Annotated in this window: 12 protein-coding genes and 2 pseudogenes; 11 read left to right on the plus strand and 3 right to left on the minus strand. The window is 67.7% G+C overall.

Annotated elements, in window-relative coordinates; all coding sequences use genetic code 11:
• Window positions 1–36: 36 nt before the first annotated feature.
• The 7 genes and pseudogenes from ACSQ9E_RS28825 (at window position 37) to ACSQ9E_RS28855 (ending at window position 7,372) form a co-directional block, all read left to right on the plus strand.
• Window positions 37–1,227 carry an ABC transporter substrate-binding protein gene (locus tag ACSQ9E_RS28825; RefSeq protein WP_436176259.1) on the plus strand — a complete coding sequence of 397 codons (1,191 nt, stop codon included), beginning with the start codon at window positions 37–39 and terminating at the stop codon, window positions 1,225–1,227.
• 166 nt (window positions 1,228–1,393) lie between these two features.
• Window positions 1,394–2,209 carry an ABC transporter ATP-binding protein gene (locus ACSQ9E_RS28830; protein ID WP_436219820.1) on the plus strand — a complete coding sequence of 272 codons (816 nt, stop codon included), beginning with the start codon at window positions 1,394–1,396 and terminating at the stop codon, window positions 2,207–2,209.
• A complete protein-coding gene (locus tag ACSQ9E_RS28835) occupies window positions 2,206–4,005 on the plus strand; it encodes an AMP-dependent synthetase/ligase (RefSeq protein ID WP_436176257.1) in 1,800 nt (599 codons plus the stop codon). Before ACSQ9E_RS28830 ends, ACSQ9E_RS28835 begins: the two co-directional genes overlap by 4 nt.
• A 9-nt stretch (window positions 4,006–4,014) precedes the next feature.
• Window positions 4,015–4,812, plus strand: coding sequence for an enoyl-CoA hydratase/isomerase family protein (locus tag ACSQ9E_RS28840; RefSeq protein WP_436219821.1), 798 nt, complete (start codon window positions 4,015–4,017; stop codon window positions 4,810–4,812).
• 31 nt (window positions 4,813–4,843) lie between these two features.
• Window positions 4,844–5,278: pseudogene (locus ACSQ9E_RS28845) on the plus strand (beta-ketoacyl synthase N-terminal-like domain-containing protein); the annotation flags it as partial.
• Window positions 5,279–5,547: 269 nt separating this feature from the next.
• Window positions 5,548–6,297, plus strand: a pseudogene (locus ACSQ9E_RS28850) (acetyl-CoA C-acyltransferase); the annotation flags it as partial.
• A 175-nt stretch (window positions 6,298–6,472) separates the two neighbouring features.
• Complete coding sequence (locus ACSQ9E_RS28855) at window positions 6,473–7,372, plus strand: EamA family transporter (RefSeq protein WP_436219822.1); 900 nt, start codon at window positions 6,473–6,475, stop codon at window positions 7,370–7,372.
• On the opposite strand, the gene ACSQ9E_RS28860 is transcribed toward ACSQ9E_RS28855, so the two are convergent.
• Both ACSQ9E_RS28860 and ACSQ9E_RS28865 read right to left on the minus strand, forming a co-directional pair.
• On the minus strand, window positions 7,356–8,246 hold the full coding sequence (locus ACSQ9E_RS28860; RefSeq protein WP_436219823.1) for a LysR substrate-binding domain-containing protein: 891 nt from the start codon (window positions 8,244–8,246) through the stop codon (window positions 7,356–7,358). The two genes, ACSQ9E_RS28855 and ACSQ9E_RS28860, sit on opposite strands and share 17 nt — an antisense overlap.
• Window positions 8,247–8,295: 49 nt before the next feature.
• Window positions 8,296–9,354, minus strand: coding sequence for a recombination-associated protein RdgC (locus ACSQ9E_RS28865; RefSeq protein WP_057200429.1), 1,059 nt, complete (start codon window positions 9,352–9,354; stop codon window positions 8,296–8,298).
• A 312-nt stretch (window positions 9,355–9,666) separates the two neighbouring features.
• Between ACSQ9E_RS28865 and ACSQ9E_RS28870 the strand changes: the two genes are divergently transcribed.
• Complete coding sequence (locus tag ACSQ9E_RS28870) at window positions 9,667–10,215, plus strand: Spy/CpxP family protein refolding chaperone (protein WP_436219824.1); 549 nt, start codon at window positions 9,667–9,669, stop codon at window positions 10,213–10,215.
• A 181-nt stretch (window positions 10,216–10,396) separates the two neighbouring features.
• Window positions 10,397–10,993 carry an acyloxyacyl hydrolase gene (locus ACSQ9E_RS28875; RefSeq protein WP_057266863.1) on the plus strand — a complete coding sequence of 199 codons (597 nt, stop codon included), beginning with the start codon at window positions 10,397–10,399 and terminating at the stop codon, window positions 10,991–10,993.
• Between the two features lie 1,065 nt (window positions 10,994–12,058).
• On the opposite strand, the gene ACSQ9E_RS28880 is transcribed toward ACSQ9E_RS28875, so the two are convergent.
• Complete coding sequence (locus ACSQ9E_RS28880; protein ID WP_436219825.1) at window positions 12,059–16,933, minus strand: EAL domain-containing protein; 4,875 nt, start codon at window positions 16,931–16,933, stop codon at window positions 12,059–12,061.
• Window positions 16,934–17,265: 332 nt separating this feature from the next.
• On the opposite strand from ACSQ9E_RS28880, the gene ACSQ9E_RS28885 reads away from it, so the two are divergent.
• Together ACSQ9E_RS28885 and ACSQ9E_RS28890 are read left to right on the plus strand one after the other, a co-directional pair.
• On the plus strand, window positions 17,266–17,721 hold the full coding sequence (locus ACSQ9E_RS28885) for a MerR family DNA-binding transcriptional regulator (RefSeq protein ID WP_436219826.1): 456 nt from the start codon (window positions 17,266–17,268) through the stop codon (window positions 17,719–17,721).
• The gene (locus tag ACSQ9E_RS28890) at window positions 17,718–18,182 is read left to right on the plus strand and encodes a PaaI family thioesterase (RefSeq protein ID WP_057200434.1); all 465 of its coding nucleotides are present in this window, start codon (window positions 17,718–17,720) and stop codon (window positions 18,180–18,182) included. Before ACSQ9E_RS28885 ends, ACSQ9E_RS28890 begins: the two co-directional genes overlap by 4 nt.
• Window position 18,183: the final 1 nt, after the last annotated feature.

The following is an 18,183-nucleotide window of genomic DNA, read 5'->3' on the forward strand; positions in this document are numbered from 1 at the left end:
GCTGCAGCCTATAAAACCATGAAGGAGACAAGCACCATGCCCACGACCACCACCCCATCCCTCGCATCCCAGCGCCGCCGCACCCTGCTGCTCGCCGCGGGCGCCACGCTGGCCGCACCGCTCACCGCCACCGCACAGGCCAGCGGCGAAGACATCGTCATCGGCGGTTCCATCCCGCTCACGGGCGTGTTCGCGTTTGCGGGCGTGGGCATCAATGCCGGCATCGGCGACTACGTGAAGATGGTCAACGACGCGGGCGGCATCAAGGGCCGCAAGCTCAAGTACGTGCCCGAGGACACAGGCTACAAGGTCGACGTCTCGGTGGCGGCCTACAAGAAGATCACCAGCCAGAACAAGGTCAACCTCTACTACGGCGACTCCACGGGCTTTGCCAAGACCATCAATCCCGAGCTCGACCGCGCGGGCAGCACGCTGATGGCCGGCGCCTCGTTCGCGTCCGAACTCAACGACCCGGCCAAGTACCCCAACCAGTTCCTCGTCGGCCCTGACTACACCGAGATGTTCGGCATCCTGCTCAAGCACATCGCCAAGGAAAAGCCCGGTGCCAAGGTGGCCTTCGTGTACTCCGACTCCGAATTCGGCCGCGACCCCATCGACAAGAGCGAAGCCGCTGCCAAGGCACTCGGCTTGTCCGTGCCCGTCAAGATCATGACGCCCGCCGGCAGCGTGGACGTCTCCGGCGAGGTCATCAAGCTGCGCCGCGCAGCGCCCGACTACACCATCTTCCACGGCTACATCCTGGCCCCCATCCCCGAGTTCATCACCCAGGGCAAGCAGCAGGGCATGACCAGCAAGTGGATGGGCACCTTCTGGACCATGGACAGCTCCACCGTGATGAAGATGGGCGAGGCCGCCGACGGCTTCATGGGCGTGATGCCCTACCGCTACTACTACGATACCGAGAAGGCGCCCATGCTGGAGAAGATCCGCGCGCTGCGCCCCGAGTACCAGAGCACGGCCTACATCCAGGGCTTCCTCGCCGCCATGCTGTTCACCGAATCGGCCAAACGCTGCCTGGATGCCGGCAAACCGCTCGACGGCAAGAACCTCAAGGCTGCGCTCAACAGCATCAAGGACTTCGACACCGGCGGCCTGATCGGCGTGCCGATCACCATCAGCGGCAACTCCATCCCTGTGGGCCGCGTGTACCGCGCGGACATGAAGGCACAAAAAATGGTCGCCGCTTCCGACTGGATCAAGCTCTGATGTCCCTGACACCCCCCCTGAGTCGCTTCGCGCCTTCCCCCTTCAGGGGGACGCACCCCGAGGCCCGGCAAAGCCGGTTCCACGGGTGCGCTGGCAGAGCAGCGCCCACGGCATGCGCCGGGTGCGGCGCGGTTCGCAGTGCTCCTTCCCAGCCGCCGAGACCGTGATGCCGCACGCCCCTGAGTTCGTCCTCGAAGTCAACAACATCGAGGTCATCTACAACAAGGTCGTGCAGGCCCTGCGCGGCCTGTCGCTGTCCGTGCCGCGCGGGCAGATCGTGGCGCTGCTGGGCAGCAACGGCGCGGGCAAGTCCACCACGCTCAAGGCGGTGTCGGGCCTGCTGGCGCTGGAGGATGGTCAAGTGCAGGGCGGCAGCATCCGCTTCAACGGCCAGCCCACGGCCCACCTGGCGCCCCAGCAGCTGGTGCGCAATGGCCTGTCCCATGTGATGGAAGGCCGCCGTGTTTTCGAGGACCTCACGGTCGAAGAGAACCTCGTGGCCGCCACCTATGCACTCACGGGCCGCAAGGTTGCGAAGCCCGATTTCGACAGCGTCTACAGCTATTTCCCGCGCCTGCACGAGCGGCGCCGGGGCCTGGCCGGCTACCTCTCGGGCGGCGAGCAGCAGATGCTGGCCATCGGCCGCGCGCTGATCGCCCAGCCAGAGCTGATCCTGCTCGACGAGCCCTCGCTGGGCCTGTCGCCCAAGCTCGTGGAAGACATCTTCACCATCATCGCGCGCATCAACGCCGAGCGCGGCACCTCCATGCTGCTGGTCGAACAGAACGCCACCGTGGCGCTGGCCGTCGCCCACCAGGGCTACATCATGGAGAACGGCAAGATCGTGATCGACGGCACGGCCGAGCGCCTGGCCAGCGACCCCGACGTGCGCGAGTTCTACCTCGGCATGGGCGGCGGTGGCGAAGCGAAAAGCTTCAAGGACATCAAGCACTACAAGCGCCGCAAAAGATGGCTGTCATGACCCTCCCCGAACTCACCCTGCCCCAGATGCTGCGCGAGCGCGCGCGCACCGAGCCCGGCCGCGTGGCCATCCGGCAAAAGGACTTCGGCATCTGGAAGCCCTTCACCTGGGCCAGCTACCACGAGCGGGCCAGCCACTTCGGCCTGGGGTTGCGCGCGCTCGGGCTGCCGGCCGGCGGCCATGTGGGCGTGATCTCGGAGAACCGCACGGAGTGGGTCCTGGCGCAGATGGGCGCCGGCCTGGTCGGTGCGGTCACCGTGGGCGTCTACCCCACCAGCCCCACCAACGAGGTGGCCTATGTGGTCGGCCATGCCGACATCGAGATCATGGTCTGCGAGGACCAGGAGCAGACCGACAAGCTGCTCGCGGCGCTGCCCGAGTTGCCGCGCCTCAAAAAGATCATCGTCATGGAGACCAAGGGCCTGCGCAGCTTCGCGCCCGAGGTGCGCGCGCTGATCGCCACCTTCACCGAGGTCGAGGCGCTGGGCGCCGCATCGGGATCGCAGGCGCTGGTGGACGAGGCACTCGCGCGCCAGACGCTCGACGACGTGGGCCTGATGATCTACACCTCGGGCTCCACCGGCAAGCCCAAGGGCGCGATGATCAGCTACCGCAACATCCGCGGCGTGGTGCCCGGCATCGTCGACCGGCTGCAGCTCGACGCGGCCACCACCCACCTGTCCTACCTGCCGCTGTGCCACGTGGCCGAGCAGATGCTCACCAGCTTCGTGCCGGTGTACATCGGTTCGCAGGTGAACTTCGGCGAATCCATCCGCACCGTGCAGGAGGATCTGCGCGAGGTAGCGCCCACCATGTTCCTGGGCGTGCCGCGCATCTGGGAGAAGATGCATGCCGCCATCCACATCAAGCTGCAGGAGACCGGGGGCCTGCGCCGCCGGCTGTTCCACCGCGCCATCGCCGCCTGCCAGCCCCTGGCCGAGAAGCCGCGCAGCAGCTGGAGCCTGGCCGAGCGGGCCACCTTCGCCGCCAGCTACTGGCTGGTGTTCCGTGCGCTGCAGAATTTCATCGGCCTGCGCGATGCGCGCGTGGCGCTCACCGGGGCCGCACCCATCCCGCCCGACGTGGTGCGCTTCTTTCGTGTGCTCGGCCTGCCGCTGGTGGAGGTCTACGGCCTGACCGAATCCACCGGCATGGTCACGGGCCACCGGCTGGACCAGGTGGTGGTGGGCACCGTGGGCGTGCCCACGCTGGGCGTGGAGCACCGCATTGCCGACAATGGCGAGCTGCAGCTGCGCGGCGACATGGTGTTCGCGGGCTACTACAAGAACCCCGAGGCCACGGCCACGAGCATCATCGACGGCTGGCTGCACACCGGCGACGTGGTGCGCGAAGAGCAGGGCCAACTGAAGATCGTCGACCGGCTCAAGGACATCATGATCACGGCCGGCGGCAAGAACCTCACGCCCTCGGAGATCGAGAACACCATGAAGGGCAGCCCCTTCATCAAGGAATGCATCATCGTCGCCGAGGGACGCAAGTTCGTCGGCGCGCTGGTGATGATCGACTACGAGACCGTGGGCAAGTGGGCCGAGGCCCGGCGCCTGGCGTTCACGCATTTCCGTTCGCTGGTCGAGGCACCCGAGGTGCGCGAACTCATCGACACCGAGATCCGCCGCGGCAACGAGCGCCTGGCCCAGGTCTCGCAGATCCGCCAGTTCCACCTTCTCACCAAGGAGCTGGACCACGACGACGGCGAGGTCACCGCCACCATGAAGGTGCGCCGCTCCAGCATCTACAAGACCTACGCTGCCGAGATCGAGGCGCTGTACCGCTGAGGAACCGACATGACCGACGACACCGAGGCTGCGCCTCCCGCCCTGCTGCACGAGCGCCAGGGCGCCATCGCCACCTTGCGCTTCAACCGCCCCGCCGCGCTCAACGCCATCGACGTGCCCATGGCCCAGGCCTTCCTGGCCGCCGTGCAGGCCATTGCGGCAGACGCCAGCGTGCGCGCCGTGGTGCTGCGCGGCAACGGCAAGGGCTTCATGGCCGGCGGCGATCTGGCCACCCTGCGCGCCAACCCCGTGCAGGGCGCGATGGAACTGCTCGGGCCGTTGCACGCGGGCCTGGCCCTGCTGGCGCAGATCGATGCGCCCGTGATCGCCCAGGTACACGGCGTGGCCGCAGGCGCCGGCCTGTCGATGCTGCTGCAGGCCGACTACGTGCTCATGGCCGAGGGCACGCGCCTGAACCTGGCCTACATCAACCTGGGCACCAGTTGCGACGTGGGCGCCTCCTGGGCGCTGCCGCGCATGGTGGGCCTGCGCCAGGCGCTGGAGATCGCGCTGCTCGGCGATTCCTTCACGGCCGAGGATGCGCTGCGCCTGGGCCTGGTCAACCGCGTGGTACCCATGGCCGAACTCGACGCCGCCACCACCGCCGTGGCCGAGCGCCTGGCCGCCGGCCCCACCGTGGCCTACGGCGCAATGAAACGCCTCATGCGCCAGTCGCTGGAACGCAGCCTGCCCGAGCAGCTGGCGGCCGAGCAGCAGGCCTTTGCGCACTGCGCCGCCACCGCAGACTTCCGCGAAGGCATAGCGGCCTTCTACGCACGCCGGCCCGCCCAGTTCAACGGGCGCTGAATTCCCTTTCTTCTCTTTCGACACATTCCCTATGAGCAGCCTCCAAGACGTCTACGTCCTCTCCACCGCGCGCACCGCCATCGGCACCTTCGGCGGCAGCCTCAAGGACGTGCCCAACACCGACCTGGCCACCACCGCCGTGAAGGCCGCCATCGCGCGCAGCGGCCTGCCGGCCGATGCCATCGGCCACGTGGTGATGGGCAACGTGATCCCCACCGACACCAAGGACGCCTACCTCGCGCGCGTGGCCGCCATCGATGCGGGCTGCCCCATCGAGACACCGGCCTTCAACGCCAACCGCCTGTGCGGCTCGGGCCTGCAGGCCATCATTTCTGCAGCGCAGGCCATCGGCTACGGGGATTGCGACATCGCCATCGGCGGCGGCAGCGAATCCATGAGCCGCGGCCCCTATTTCGACACCGCCGCGCGCTACGGCGCACGCATGGGCGATGCCAAGAGCATCGACTAGGGCCTGTTCACCCCAATTTCGGGGTCGCGAAGGCCCTTGCCGGCGCGCCAATCTAGGCGCGCGACACAGCGTGTGCCCTTGCACACGCAAGGAACGCAACGACGAGTGGCGCGCCGGCATGGGCCTTCCCTTCGGGTTGCCCGGCCTGGGGGCCGTCTGCAGCGTTGCCCGCGCTTGCAAGGTGCACACCTTGCTGCACACGGGCGCCTAGCATCCAGCCCCCAGGCCGGGCAACGCGATCCCCGAAATTGGGGTGAACAGGCCCTATGCTCGGCATCCTGCACGACCCGTGGCAGAAGATGCACATGGGCATCACCGCCGAGAACGTGGCCGAGCGCTACCGCATCGGCCGCGAGGCACAGGATCAGTTGGCTGTGCAAAGCCAGCAGCGCGCAGCGCACGCCATCGCTGCGGGCTACTTCCGCGAGCAGATCGTGCCGGTGGAGATCACCACGCGCAAAGGCACGGTGGTCTTCGACACGGACGAGCACGTGCGCGCCAATACCACCCTGGAAGTGCTGGCCGGCATGAAGCCCGCGTTCAAGAAGGATGGCCTGGTCACCGCCGGCAATGCCTCAGGCATCAATGACGGCGCCGCCGCCGTGGTGCTGGCCTCGGGCGCGCGTGCCTCCGCCCTGGGCCTGAAACCCCTGGCCCGCCTGGTGGGCTACGCGCATGCGGGCGTGGAGCCGGCCTACATGGGCATCGGCCCCGTGCCGGCGACGCAGAAGGTCCTGCAGCGCACCGGCCTCACGGTGCAGGACATGGACGTGATCGAGGCCAACGAGGCCTTCGCCGCCCAGGCCTGCGCCGTGATCCAGGAGCTGGGCCTCGATCCGGCCAAGGTCAACCCCAACGGCTCGGGCATTTCGCTCGGCCACCCCGTGGGCGCCACGGGCGCCATCATCACCACCAAGGCCATCGCCGAGCTGCACCGCACGGGCGGGCGCTATGCGCTGGTGACCATGTGCATCGGCGGCGGTCAGGGGATTGCGGCGATCTTCGAACGGGTGTGATCCGCCCAGGCACCTGCTGCCTGGCGCATTGCTGAAAGCGGCACAGCAATGCGTGGCCATTTCCCATCAATCGGCGGCGCCATGTTTCTACGCTTGGGGGCTTCTTCCTCCTTGCTGAAAAACACCCCGTGCCGCACTTCACCGTTGTCCCGTCCCCTACCCGCTGGGGTGCTCCATGACCTGGGTCGCCCTGGGTCTCTTTGCCGGCCTGGTGCTGGGTACCTACGACTTCCTCACCAAGCTCGCGCTGCGCGAGAAAAGCGTGCTCGACGTGGTCGTGCTGAGTTCCGCGCTCGGCGCATTCCTGTGGCTGCCCTTTCTGCTCGCACCGGCCACTGCGGCACCTGCATTGCAGCCCTGGGGCCTCTACCCCGCACCGCTGGGCTGGCGCGAACAGGCACTGGTGCTGCCCAAGTCGCTGATGATGGTCGCCACCTGGGTACTGTCGTACTACGCGGTCAAGGCACTGCCGCTGTCGATCTCGGCCGGCGTGCGCGCGTCGGGCCCGCTGTGGACGGCGGCCGGTGCCATCGTGCTGCTCGGCGAGCAGCTCACCGGGTGGCAGTGGCTGGGCCTGGCGGTGTCCATGCTGTCCTACCATCTGTTCGCGCGCATCGGCAGCCGCGAGGGCATCCGCTTTCACCGCGACGGCTGGGTGCTATGCATGCTGGCCGCCACGCTGCTGTCCTCGGCCAACGCACTGTACGACAAGCACATCCTCGCCGGGCTGCGGCTGGACCTGGCGGCCGTGCAAGGCTGGTCGGCGGTGCAGCGCGGCGTGATCGCACTGGCCCTGCTGCCCTGGGTGGGGCGCAGCGTTTCGCTGCGCAGCCTGTTCACGCGCCACTGGGCCGTGCCCGCGATCGCGCTGGCCTATCTGGCGGCGGAGTACCTCTACCTCGCTGCCGTGCAGACCGAGGGGGCCATGATTTCGGTGATCGCCGTGCTGCGCCGCAGCAACCTGGTCATGGTGTTCGCGCTCGGTGCCTTGTTCTTGCGTGAGCGCTTCATTGCCCAGAAGTCGCTGGCCATCGCCGGCGTGCTGGCCGGCATCGTGCTCACGCTGGCGGGCTGACCGGCGCCAGGCTGCGGATCCAGGCCATCACCTGCTGCCCCTGCGGCGTGATGGCCATGCGTTCCGACGCGAGCAGGTAGTACGACTGCTCTGAGGGCAGCGCCACCTCGCCCAGGCGCACCAGCGCGCCACTGGCCAGCAGGTCCTGCACCAGCGAGCGCCGGCCCAGCGCAATGCCCTGCAGGCCCAGGGCCGCATCGAGCACAAAGCCCGTGTCCGTGAAGGCCATGCCCTGCTGGCGCGGTGCGGCGACCCGGATCCCCGCCTTGTCCAGCCACGGCTTCCAGGGCTGGCGCGTGTGCGAGAGCAACACCGCCTTGCGGAACGCCGCCGTGTCGGCGGGCACGCCCAGCCGCGCCAGGTAGGCCGGCGCCGCCACGGGGAACCACTCGTCGTCCATGAGCTTTTCGCAATGGTGGGCGGCCGGTCGGGTGCGCGCAAAGCGCACGGCAATGTCGGCATCGCCCCGGTCCACGTCCACCGTGTCGATGGAGGGGTGGATCTCCACGCCCCACCCCGGCGGCTGTGCGCCCAGGCGCGACAGGGCCGGCACCAGGCGCCAGCGCGCAAACGAGGGCAAGGCGCTGATGCGCACCACAGGCAGTTGGCCGGCAGCGTCCGCACCGAAGATCTGCAGCAGCCGCAGCAGCGGCTCCTTGAGCTGCTGGTGCAGGTGCGCCCCCTCGGCCGTGGGCGCCACGGCGCGCGTGCTGCGCACGAACAGCGGCCGCGCCAGCAGCCGCTCCAGTTCGCGGATGCGGTGGCTCACCGTGCTGTGCGACAGGTGCAGCTCCTCGGCCGCCTTGCTGAAGCTGCACAGTCGCGCCACCGTGTCGAAGGCCAGGATCAGGTGGATGGGCGGAATGGCTTTCATCGACCGCAGGCCGCGTTGTCCATGCCAGCCATTGCCGCGCCCCGCCCGCTCAGAACGGGGCCGAGTCGGGGTCGGTGTCCGCCGGTGCCGTCGCCGGCCCGGTGATCGCGCGCCCCGCCACATCCTTGCCGCGCGGCGGCACGGGTGCAGCGGCGGCCAGGCCCGGGCCCGAGGGGCCGCTGCCCGCAGGGATGGCTTGCGCAACAGCGCTGGCCCCAATGCCATCGGATTCACCGCCCAGCGCCTCGATCAGGTCGGGGATCAGCTTGGACAGCTCCCCTGTGGCGATGGCCACGTCAGTGTCGAAACCGCCGTCATCGGCCTTGGTGCCTTCGAACACGGTGTCCAGGAAGGACACCTTCTTGATCTGCAGCCCCTCGGTCAGCATCAGCGAGACGCGGTCGTCCCAGGTCAGCGCCAGCTTGGTGGGCAGCTTGCCGGCGGCGATGTGCGCCTGCACTTCCTCGATGTCCAGCGGGTGGCGCGAATAGCGCACCACGGCCTTGGACTCGTCGGCGCTCTTCAACTCGCATTCGCGGTCCACGGTGAAGCCCACGGGCGGCTCCTGCGTGCTCAACCAGTGCGACATGGCCACCTGCGGGCTGGTCTCGGTGTACAACAGCGAGACCGACAGGCCCGGCAGGTATTCGACCAGCAGCGAAACGACCTCGTCGGCACGGCCCTGGCTGGACGTGTCGAACACGATGGTGCGTGCTTCCCTGTCGATCCATACCCACATCGAGCCCTGCTTGGTGAAGGCCATGGGCAGCAGGTCGAGCTTGGCTTCTTCCTTGAGCTCCTTGCTCTCCTTCTTGCCGGGCTTGCGCCCGGTTTCCTTCTCGATGCGCTCGGCCTTTTCCTTCACGCGGCGGTTGAGCACCGAGCCTGGCAGCACCTTGGACTCGACCATGAAGCGCAGGATCCACTGCCCTCCCACCGATTCGACCATGGCGCCATGCTCATCGCCGCGCGGCGGCACCCAGCCCAGCGACTTTTCCTGCGTGGCACCGCACTCCATGAAGGGGGCCTTGGCCAGCGCCTCTTCCACCTGCGTCAATTCCACCTGCCATTGCGGAGCAATGCGGTACACGATCATGTTCTTGAACACGAAAAACCCTCTGGTTACCGGACGAAGCTGTCCACCGGTGCCATGCACGCCTGCGGCGCTGGCACGGAACCCTCCATTGTCGGTGGTCGGCGCCCCTTGCGTACCGGGCCGCAGCGCAACACGGGGAAAATCCATGCGCCTGCTCCGCTTTTGATAGCTGCAAGGGCCCGCAGGTAAAGACGATCTTCTTGTCACAACTTTACACTGGGACAAACAACGTGCATGCGGGCGATACATGGCAGGCAGACACTGCAGTCAACCGCTGGAACCACCGTTCCGGGGCCCCTTCCTCCCTCTGAAAGGACTCTCACCATGGCTTTCCTGTCCCGCCACACCGTTGCCGCCGCCGTCCTCGCCGCCCTGGCCCTGCCAGCGCTGGCACAGCCCACCCCTGCCAACCCGCCCGCCGTGGGTGCGGCAGCCGCCCCCGATGCCCGCAAGGGCCCAGGCGAACACCGCGAACGCCACCAGGCCCACATGGCCCAGCGCGCCGCCGCGCTCAAGGCACAGCTCAAGCTGACCCCGGCGCAGGAACCTGCCTGGAACACCTTCACCGCCTCCATGCAACCGGGCGAACGCCAGGCCCGCCTGGACCACAAGGACATGGACAAGCTCACCACCCCCGAGCGCATCGACCGCATGCGCGCCATGCGTGCACAGCACGCCGCCGAGGCCGACCGCCGCGGTGAAGCCACCAAGGCCTTCTATGCCGTGCTGACGCCCGAGCAGCAAAAGACCTTCGATGCCCGCGCCCAGCGCATGGGCCCGCGGGGTGAACATGGCAAGCACGGCCCCCATGGCCACCGCGGCCATGGCGACAAGCCCGCCGGTGCAGCAGCAGCACCGGCAGCGCAGAAGTAAGCGCCGGGCGTGCGACACCCGCCTGCGCGGCAGCGGTGTCGCAACCATCAGAAGGGCTCCATTCGGAGCCCTTTTCCTTTTTCCGCCATCAAGCTGCGGTTGCGGCCTACAAAACCACTGGTGGGGGCGTTCCTACACTCATTTACATACAGCTGTGTATGTCAAACCACGGAACAAAACCATGAACACCAAACCCTTCCGCCCGGCTTCTTCCCCACTCTCCGTTGCGCTGGCAGCCGCCGTGGCGCTGGGCGCCCTGGCCGCTGTGCCGCAGACCGCCATGGCACAACAGAGCGCACAGGCCTCACCCTCCATCTACATCCAGGGCTCCCAGGCCCGCCGGGATACCGATGCCATCACCCTCGGCGGCACCTTGCCCTGGAAGGACTGGCAACGCCCGCTGTGGGGTGGCCAGCTCACGGGCTACTGGGATCTCTACGCCAGCCGCTGGACCTTTGACGGTGCGCAGGGCGGGCGCTCGCACACCACAGTGCTCGGCGTCACCCCCACCCTGCGCCTGCGCATGGACGAAGGCCGCTCGGCCTGGTTCTGGGAGGGCGGCATCGGCCTCACGGTGGCCGACAAGCGCTACGTCACGCCCGAACGCACCTTCAGCACCCGTGCCAACTTCGCCTCCCACCTGGGACTGGGGGTCAGCCTGGGCGAGCAGCGCCGGCACGACATCGTGCTGCGTGTACAGCATGTCTCCAATGCCGGCGTGAAGAAGCCCAACCCGGGCGAGAACTTCGCGCAACTGCGCTACGGGTACCACTTCTGAGCCGGCCACCAGCCCCGGCGACCGGCCTACCCGGCACCTGGCCCCACAGCCCGCCTCTTCGGCGGGCTTTTTTGTGCCCGGGCTCCGATCCATCTGTGGATAACCATGGGTATGGTTGCCGAACAACCCATTGGTTATCCACAGAACTGCGGCGCAGCCGAAAGTTGTTGTCATCCAACCGCAAAGTTCAGCCCCGTCGTGCCACAGGGTTTGAAGCCACGCAAGTGCGCGCCAGCATTGGGAAAAATGGGCTTGTCCACAAAAAAGCCCCTGCTCTACTACTACTGCTATTGATTTATAGAGCTATTAAAGAATAACAAGCAAAACCTGATGCAGGGCGCGTCGACCGACCTGGAGCCTGTTGTACCCACAGGGCAACGCGCTGGCACCCTACAGGGAAGAAAGAGCTGCCCGTGCCCTTCACAGGCCGCAGAAGGCCCCTTCTTTGCAACGGCAGGCCAGGGGCAGCTGCAAGGGCCAGGCTGGCTTGCGGAGGCACGCCTGGCTGAACAGGAGGCCGCAGGGGGCCGATAAGCCATCGCCAGTTTGCAGACGACCCTGAAGGGGTGCAAAAAGCCGCACCCCCAGGAGAAAAGCCCGCCTGCGCAGTGACTTCTCCACGTATCAGCCGGTCCTTGTGCATAACTTTGGGGGAATTGCTGGCACAACTGCCCGGTTGTCCACAGAGAAGAGCCATCTCCGGTATTTGTCCCCGTTGGCGCGACAGCAGGAACCGCGTGCGGCACACAGGGTTCAGCGCCACGCAAGTGCTTGCCAGGCCACGGAAAAATGCACTTGTCCACACAAAATGCCGCGCTCTACTACTACGACTATGTATTTATAAAGACTATAAGAAGAAGACAGGGAACAACATTCATCGTCGCTCCACTCCCTTCTTCTCCGGTCGAACTGGCTTCAGGCGCGAAAAGCGGCAGCTCTGCACTCCACGTAGCACATGTTCTAAAAAATGGCGCTACCGAAGCCAGTGCCCCCGCGCAAGGGCCGCCCCGCCGCGCTGGGGGCGTCCCCCTCCGGGGGAAGGCGCGAAGCGACTCAAGGGGTTTCTTATCCAGGACTGCGCAGGAAGGCCTCCAGCGCGTCCACAGGCAGGGGGCGGCTGAAGAGGTAGCCCTGGTAGAGCTGGCACCCTGCGCGGGCCAGCAGCTCGCGTTGCTCGGCGGTTTCGACGCCTTCGGCGATGACCTCCAGGCCCAGGCTGCGCGACAGGCCGATGATGGTGTCCACGATGGCTGCGTCGTTCGGGTCGGTGAGCAGGTCGCGCACGAAGCTCTGGTCGATCTTGAGCTGGTCCAGCGGCATGCGCTTCAGGTAGCTCAGGCTCGAGTAGCCGGTGCCGAAGTCGTCCAGCGAGAAGCCCACCCCGTAGGAGCGCAGCGCCGCCATGGTGGCAATGGTGGTTTCCATGTCCTCCACCAGCAGGCTCTCGGTCAGCTCCAGCTTGAGCAGGCCCGAGGGGGCGCCCGTGATGGCCAGCACCCGGGCCACGTCGTCGACGAAGCTCGCATGCCGGAACTGGCGCGAGCTCACATTGACGGCCACGGTCAGGTGGCTCAGGGCCGGGTCGTCCTGCCAGCTCGCCAGGAGCTTGCACGCGGTGTGCAGCACCCAGCGGCCCAGCGGCAGTATCAGGCCGGTTTCCTCGGCCAGCGGAATGAACTGCGCCGGTGAGACCATGCCGCGTTGGGGGTGGGCCCAGCGCAGCAGCGCCTCCACCCCCACCACCAGGCCCGACTGGCGCACCTGGGGCTGGAAGTGCAGCAGAAACTCATCCTGCGCCAGGGCCGAGCGCAGGTCGGTCTCGAGCGAGGCGCGCTCGGTGACCACGGCCTGCATCTGCGGGTCGAAAAAGCGCAGCGTGTTGCGGCCCGCCGTCTTGGCCTGGTACATGGCCAGGTCGGCCTGCTTGAGCAGCTCGCCCACGCTGGTCTGCTCGCTCGTGAAGGGGGCCACGCCGATGCTCGGCGTGCTGCGGTACTGGTAGCCCGCCAGGGCATAGGGCATGGCCAGCGTGGCCAGGATCTTCTCGCCCACCGAGCGCGCATGCAGTACCAGCTCGTCGGGCCGGGCGCTCAGCTCCTCGAGCATCACCACGAACTCGTCGCCGCCCAGGCGGGCCACGGTGTCCACGGCGCGCACGCAGGTGTTCAGGCGCTGCGCCACCTGCTGCAGCAGCATGTCACCCTGGTCATGGCCCAGGGTGTCGTTCAGGGTCTTGAAGTTGTCGAGGTCGATGAACAGCAGCGCCCCGCCCTGCTGGTGCCGCCGGGCACTGGCCAGCGCCTGGTGCATGCGGTCCATCAGCAGCATGCGGTTGGGCAAACCGGTGAGGGGGTCGTAGAACGCCAGGCGCTGGATCTCGCGTTCGGTGGCCTTGCGCTGGCGGATGTCGGTGTTGATGGCCAGGATGGAATGGGGCTGGCCGTTGTCGCCGCGCACCAGGGTCCAGCGGCCCTCCACATCGATGGAACTGCCATCGCGGTGCTGCTGCACGATCTCGCCGGTCCACTCCCCATGCTCCAGCGTGGCCTGGGTGGCGCGGCGAAAGTGCGTGGGGTCCTCGTACAGCAGGGTCTCGATCGACTGGCCCAGCACCTGCAGCTTAGACCAGCCATACAGGCGCTCGGCACTCAGATTCCAGAAGATGATGCGGTGTTCCAGGTCGCGCACGATGATCGCGTCCTGCGCCTTGTCCAGCAGCGAGGCCTGGTGGCGGATGCGTGCGTCCGCCACCTGGCGCTCGATCTCGGCCGAGGCGCGCGCCGCAAAGATCTGCAGGGTGGAGATGACGAAATTCGGGTCGGCGATGGCATGGCGGAACAGCACGAACACCAGGCCCACCACCTCGCCATCGGCGTTGCACAGCTGCTGCCCGGCGTAGCCACGGGCCTGCACCATGCGCAGCACCGGCGCATCCGGGTACAGCTGCTGTACCCCGTCGGCCACCACGAACTGGCGCTGGTCCAGCAGCTGCAGGCTGGGCGTGCCTTCGAGCGCGTAGTCGGTGGGCGCAAGGAACTGGCCGTCGAGCACGGCCGCCAGCGTGCTCACGCGCGGTGGCTGGTCATGGTACTGCGGCAGCAGGCGCACCACGCAGCCGCCCTGGGCATCCAGGGCCTCGGCCATGTTGCGCACCAGCTGCTCGAAGAATTCCGTGCCCGTGCTGGCCGACACGGCCGCTGCCACCTTGAGCACCGAGGCCTGCAGCCGCTGCTGCGCCTTCTGGGTGCGCAGGCTGTTGATGCCAAAGGCCAGGTCATTGGCCAGTTCCTGCAGCAACCCGGTCTCTTCGGTGCTGATCTGCAGGATATCGGGTGCGTACAGGTAGAGCAGGCCGAAGGTGCGGTCGCGGTCGCGCAGCGGCAGGCAGATCACGGCGTGGAAACCGTGCTCCAGCATGCGCTCGGTCCAGTCCACGAAGTGGCTTTCCTGGCGGATGTCCTGCACGATCACGGGTTTGCCCGAGCGCACGGCGCGGCCCGCCGGGCCGCGCCCGTAGGCGTCGTCTTCCGACCAGCTCAGGTGCAGCGCTTCCAGGTACTGGTTGTTGTAGCCCGCATGGGCCACCGGTTCTATGGACTTGCGCTCATCGTCGCGCGCAAAACCCACCCAGCCCATGCGGTAGCCACCGATGTCCACCGCGATCTGGCAGATGGCCTGCAGCAAGGCGGCCTCGGAGGTGGCGCGCACCAGGGTTTCGTTGCAGGCACTCAGCAGGCGCTGGGCCCGGCCCATGCGGGCCAGTTCGGCCTCGTTGCGCACGCGCTCGGTCACGTCGGAGGCCAGGACCTGGCGCGCCCCCACGCCGTTGAAATCGATGTTGCCCGCCGTGATCTCCATGTCGATCAGGCTGCCGTCCTTGCGCACATGGCGGCGCACCTTGGGCAGGCTGCGCTGCTGCGGGTCGATGGCGCGCAGCCGGCGCTCGGCAGTTGCGCGGTGCTGCGCGGGCCACAGGTCCTGCATGTGCATGCGCAGCAGTTCCTTTTCGCTGTAGCCGTAGTGGTGCACCATGGCGTGGTTCACGGCCAGCAGGCGCAGGCTGCCCCGGTCATACACCCACATGGGCTGCGGGTGTTCGTCGAACAGCATGCGGTACTGCAGCTCCGAGGCATGCAGCTGCCCGGCCACGTGGCGCAGCTGCACCATGGCGCCGAGCGATTCGGCCAGGATCTCCAGGTGCGCCACGTCGCGCCGCGAAAAGGCATTGACCCGGTCCGAGGTGACCGTGAGCGAGCCCACCACCACGTCCCCTGCGCGCAGCGGCGCGGCCATCACCGAGCGCACGCCATGGCGGTGGACCATGGACTGCATGTCCCAGCCCTCGCCCTCGGTGTCGTTGCAAAGCACCGTGCGGCCCTGCTGGAGCGAGGGCCAGAGGATGCATTCATCCACCGCCAGCAGGTCGCCCTCGGGCCGCACCATGTCGCCGGCCGAGGCCTTGGCCGCCAGGTGCCGGCCCTCGATCAATTCCACCATGGCGCCGCGGGCGCCGGTCTGGCGCTTCACCGCCTCGGCCACCATGTGCAGCACGTCGGCGAGCGGCATGTCCAGCGAGGAGATGCGCTGCTGCAGGTGCAAGAGCTCGGCATGGTTGCGCGTGTCGCGCTGGGCTTCCAGTTCTACCGCCTTCTGTGCACTGTGGTCGGCCATGCCGCCGACCATGCGCACGGCGCGCCCGCTGCTGTCGCGGATCAGGAAGCCGCGGTCGAGCACCCAGGCATAGCTGCCGTCCTGGCGCCGAAAGCGGTAGGCGTCCGACCAGTGGCTGTCGGTTCCGTCGATGGCCGCGTGGATGCCCTTGAGCACCGCTTCGCTGTCCTCGGGATGCAGCCGCAGCGTCCAGGAGGTGCTGTCCGGCGGCAACTGGTCGAGCGGCACGCCGAACAGGGTCTGCATGCCCTCGTTCCACCACATGGCGTCGGTGGTGAGGTTCCAGTCCCAGATCGCATCGGCCGTGGCGCGCGAGACGAGCTGGAAGCGCTCTTCGCTGCGCTGCAGCGCCAGGTCGGCCTGGTGGCGTGCCGAGATGTCCTGGAAGGCCCCCTGGATGCGGATGACCCGGCCCTGCGCATCCCGCACCGCCTGGCCGGCGGTGCGCACCCAGAAATGCCGGTCCCCCGGCATGACGACTTCGGCCTCCAGGTCGAAGGGGGTACCGTGCCGCAGGCAGGCCCTGAACGCGTTGCGCAAGACGCTGCGGTACGGCGGCGTGTAGAGGTCCAGGATCTGGCCCACGGCACCCACCCGCCGGGTCAGCCCGTAAGTGGCGGCGATTTCCTGCGACCAGCTCAGCCGCATGCTGGGCAGCTCCACGATCCAGCCGCCCACCTGGGCGATGCGGCCAGCCACGCGCAGCGTTTCTGCCTGCTCCACCAGCTCGTCGTGCATGCGGTCGCGCTGCTCCACCAGCTGTGCCAGCAGGCGCTGCTGGCGGCGCAGCTCCAGCTGCACCATGGCCTGCTCGGCCAGCACCTTGAGGCCGTCGAGCTGCTCGGCCTCCAGGCGGCGGGCACGGGTGTCCAGCACCGCCAGCGTGCCCAGGGCAAAGCCGTCGCCATTGACCAGCGGAACACAGGCGTAAAAGCGGATGTGCGGGCTGCCGGTGACCAGCGGGTTGTGGGAGAACACCGGGTGCGCGCTGGCATCGTCCACCACCACCGGGTCCTTGCTGCCGTTCAGTGCGTGGGCGCAGAAGGCAACCGCGCGGTCGGTCTCCTGGAACGGGATGCCCACGGCGGCCTTGAACCACTGGCGCTCGCTGTCCACGAAATTGACCACCGCCATCGGTGTCCGGCAGATGCGTGACGCCAGAACGGCCAGCTTGTTGAAGGCGTCCTCGGAGGGCGTGTCCAGGATGGCGTAGGACTGCAGTGCATGGAGCCGCGCAGCCTCAGCGGTGGCGTGCTCTGGATGCTGCATGGTCAGTCGCGCAAGGTGCCGCTCGGGCCGTGCGTGTCCGGGCGTCGGTGACACGTTCTTGCGGGGAGCGGTGTAGCCAGCATGGAAAGAGGAGCCCGGACCGGAGTCGATGATGAAAAAAGGGGTGGCAAAAGTCGCAGCGAAACACCCCCCGTCTGTCCTGGGGTGCCAGATGACCGTTTCTAGACGCAAACCGTGGTCGCTGCAACCTTAAAAAGGCAATCCTACACCGGGAAGCGCTTGCCCCATGTCGGCCCTAACCCGCACTGTGGGCGGTGTGGCAGTCGCGGATGCAACCTTCGTGCAGCGCGAGGCTTGCTAGCCTTGCCGGCATGCAGATCTCCGAACTCGCCCGCCGCACCTCGGTCTCGGTGCACGCCCTGCGGCACTACGAAAGCCAGGGCCTGTTGCAGCCCGGGCGCCGGGCCAACGGCTACCGTGACTATACCGAGGGTACCGAGCGCGAGGTGGTCTTCATCGCCATGTCGCGCCAGCTGGGCTTTGCGCTGCCGCGCATTGCCGAGCACCTGGCGGACTTTCGCAGCGGCCGGCTCACCATCGCCGCCATGGTGCAGGCCCTGCACCAGCGGGCGCAGGAACTGGCGGACCAGGCGGCCCTGCTGCAGGCCCAGCGCCAGACGGTGCTGGACCACATCGCCTGGCTGCAGGCCAGGGAACCTGCCGCCAAGACCCCCAACCCGGCGCCGGTCCCCTGGCCACGCGTGCGCAAGCGCCCGCTGGCCCCGGCCAGTTCCCCCATCCCCCGTGTCTCCAGGAGAAAACCATGACCCCACACGCCCCCGATTCCTCCGCGCTGCTCCAGGCCCATGTGCTGGCCATGCCGATTGCGCAAACCCTGGGCCTGCGCTTCACCCGGGTGGCCCATGGCCAGGTGGACCTGGAGATGCCGGTGCAGGAATCCCTGTGTTTCCGCCCAGGCCAGCTGCAGGCCACGGCGATCTTCGCGCTGGCCGACTTTGCCGCCGTGGCGGCTGCCGGCAGCACTCTGCCGGCCGGCTGGACGAATGCCACCGTGGATGCGCACGTGAAGCTGCTGGCCCCGGCCCGTGGCACCTGCCTGCGCGCCCGGGGCCGTGTGGTGGACGCGGGCCGCACGCTTACCGTCTGCGCGGCGGATGTCTATGCCGTCGCAGAGTCAGGTGATGAAACGCTGTGCGCCACGCTGCTGGCCACGGCGCGCAATGTGGAGGGTGCGGCGGCGCGCCCTCCACGTGAAGTCCTGTCCTGAA

Source organism: Acidovorax sp. LjRoot118 (genome assembly GCF_964253575.1).
Classification (GTDB): domain Bacteria; phylum Pseudomonadota; class Gammaproteobacteria; order Burkholderiales; family Burkholderiaceae_C; genus Acidovorax.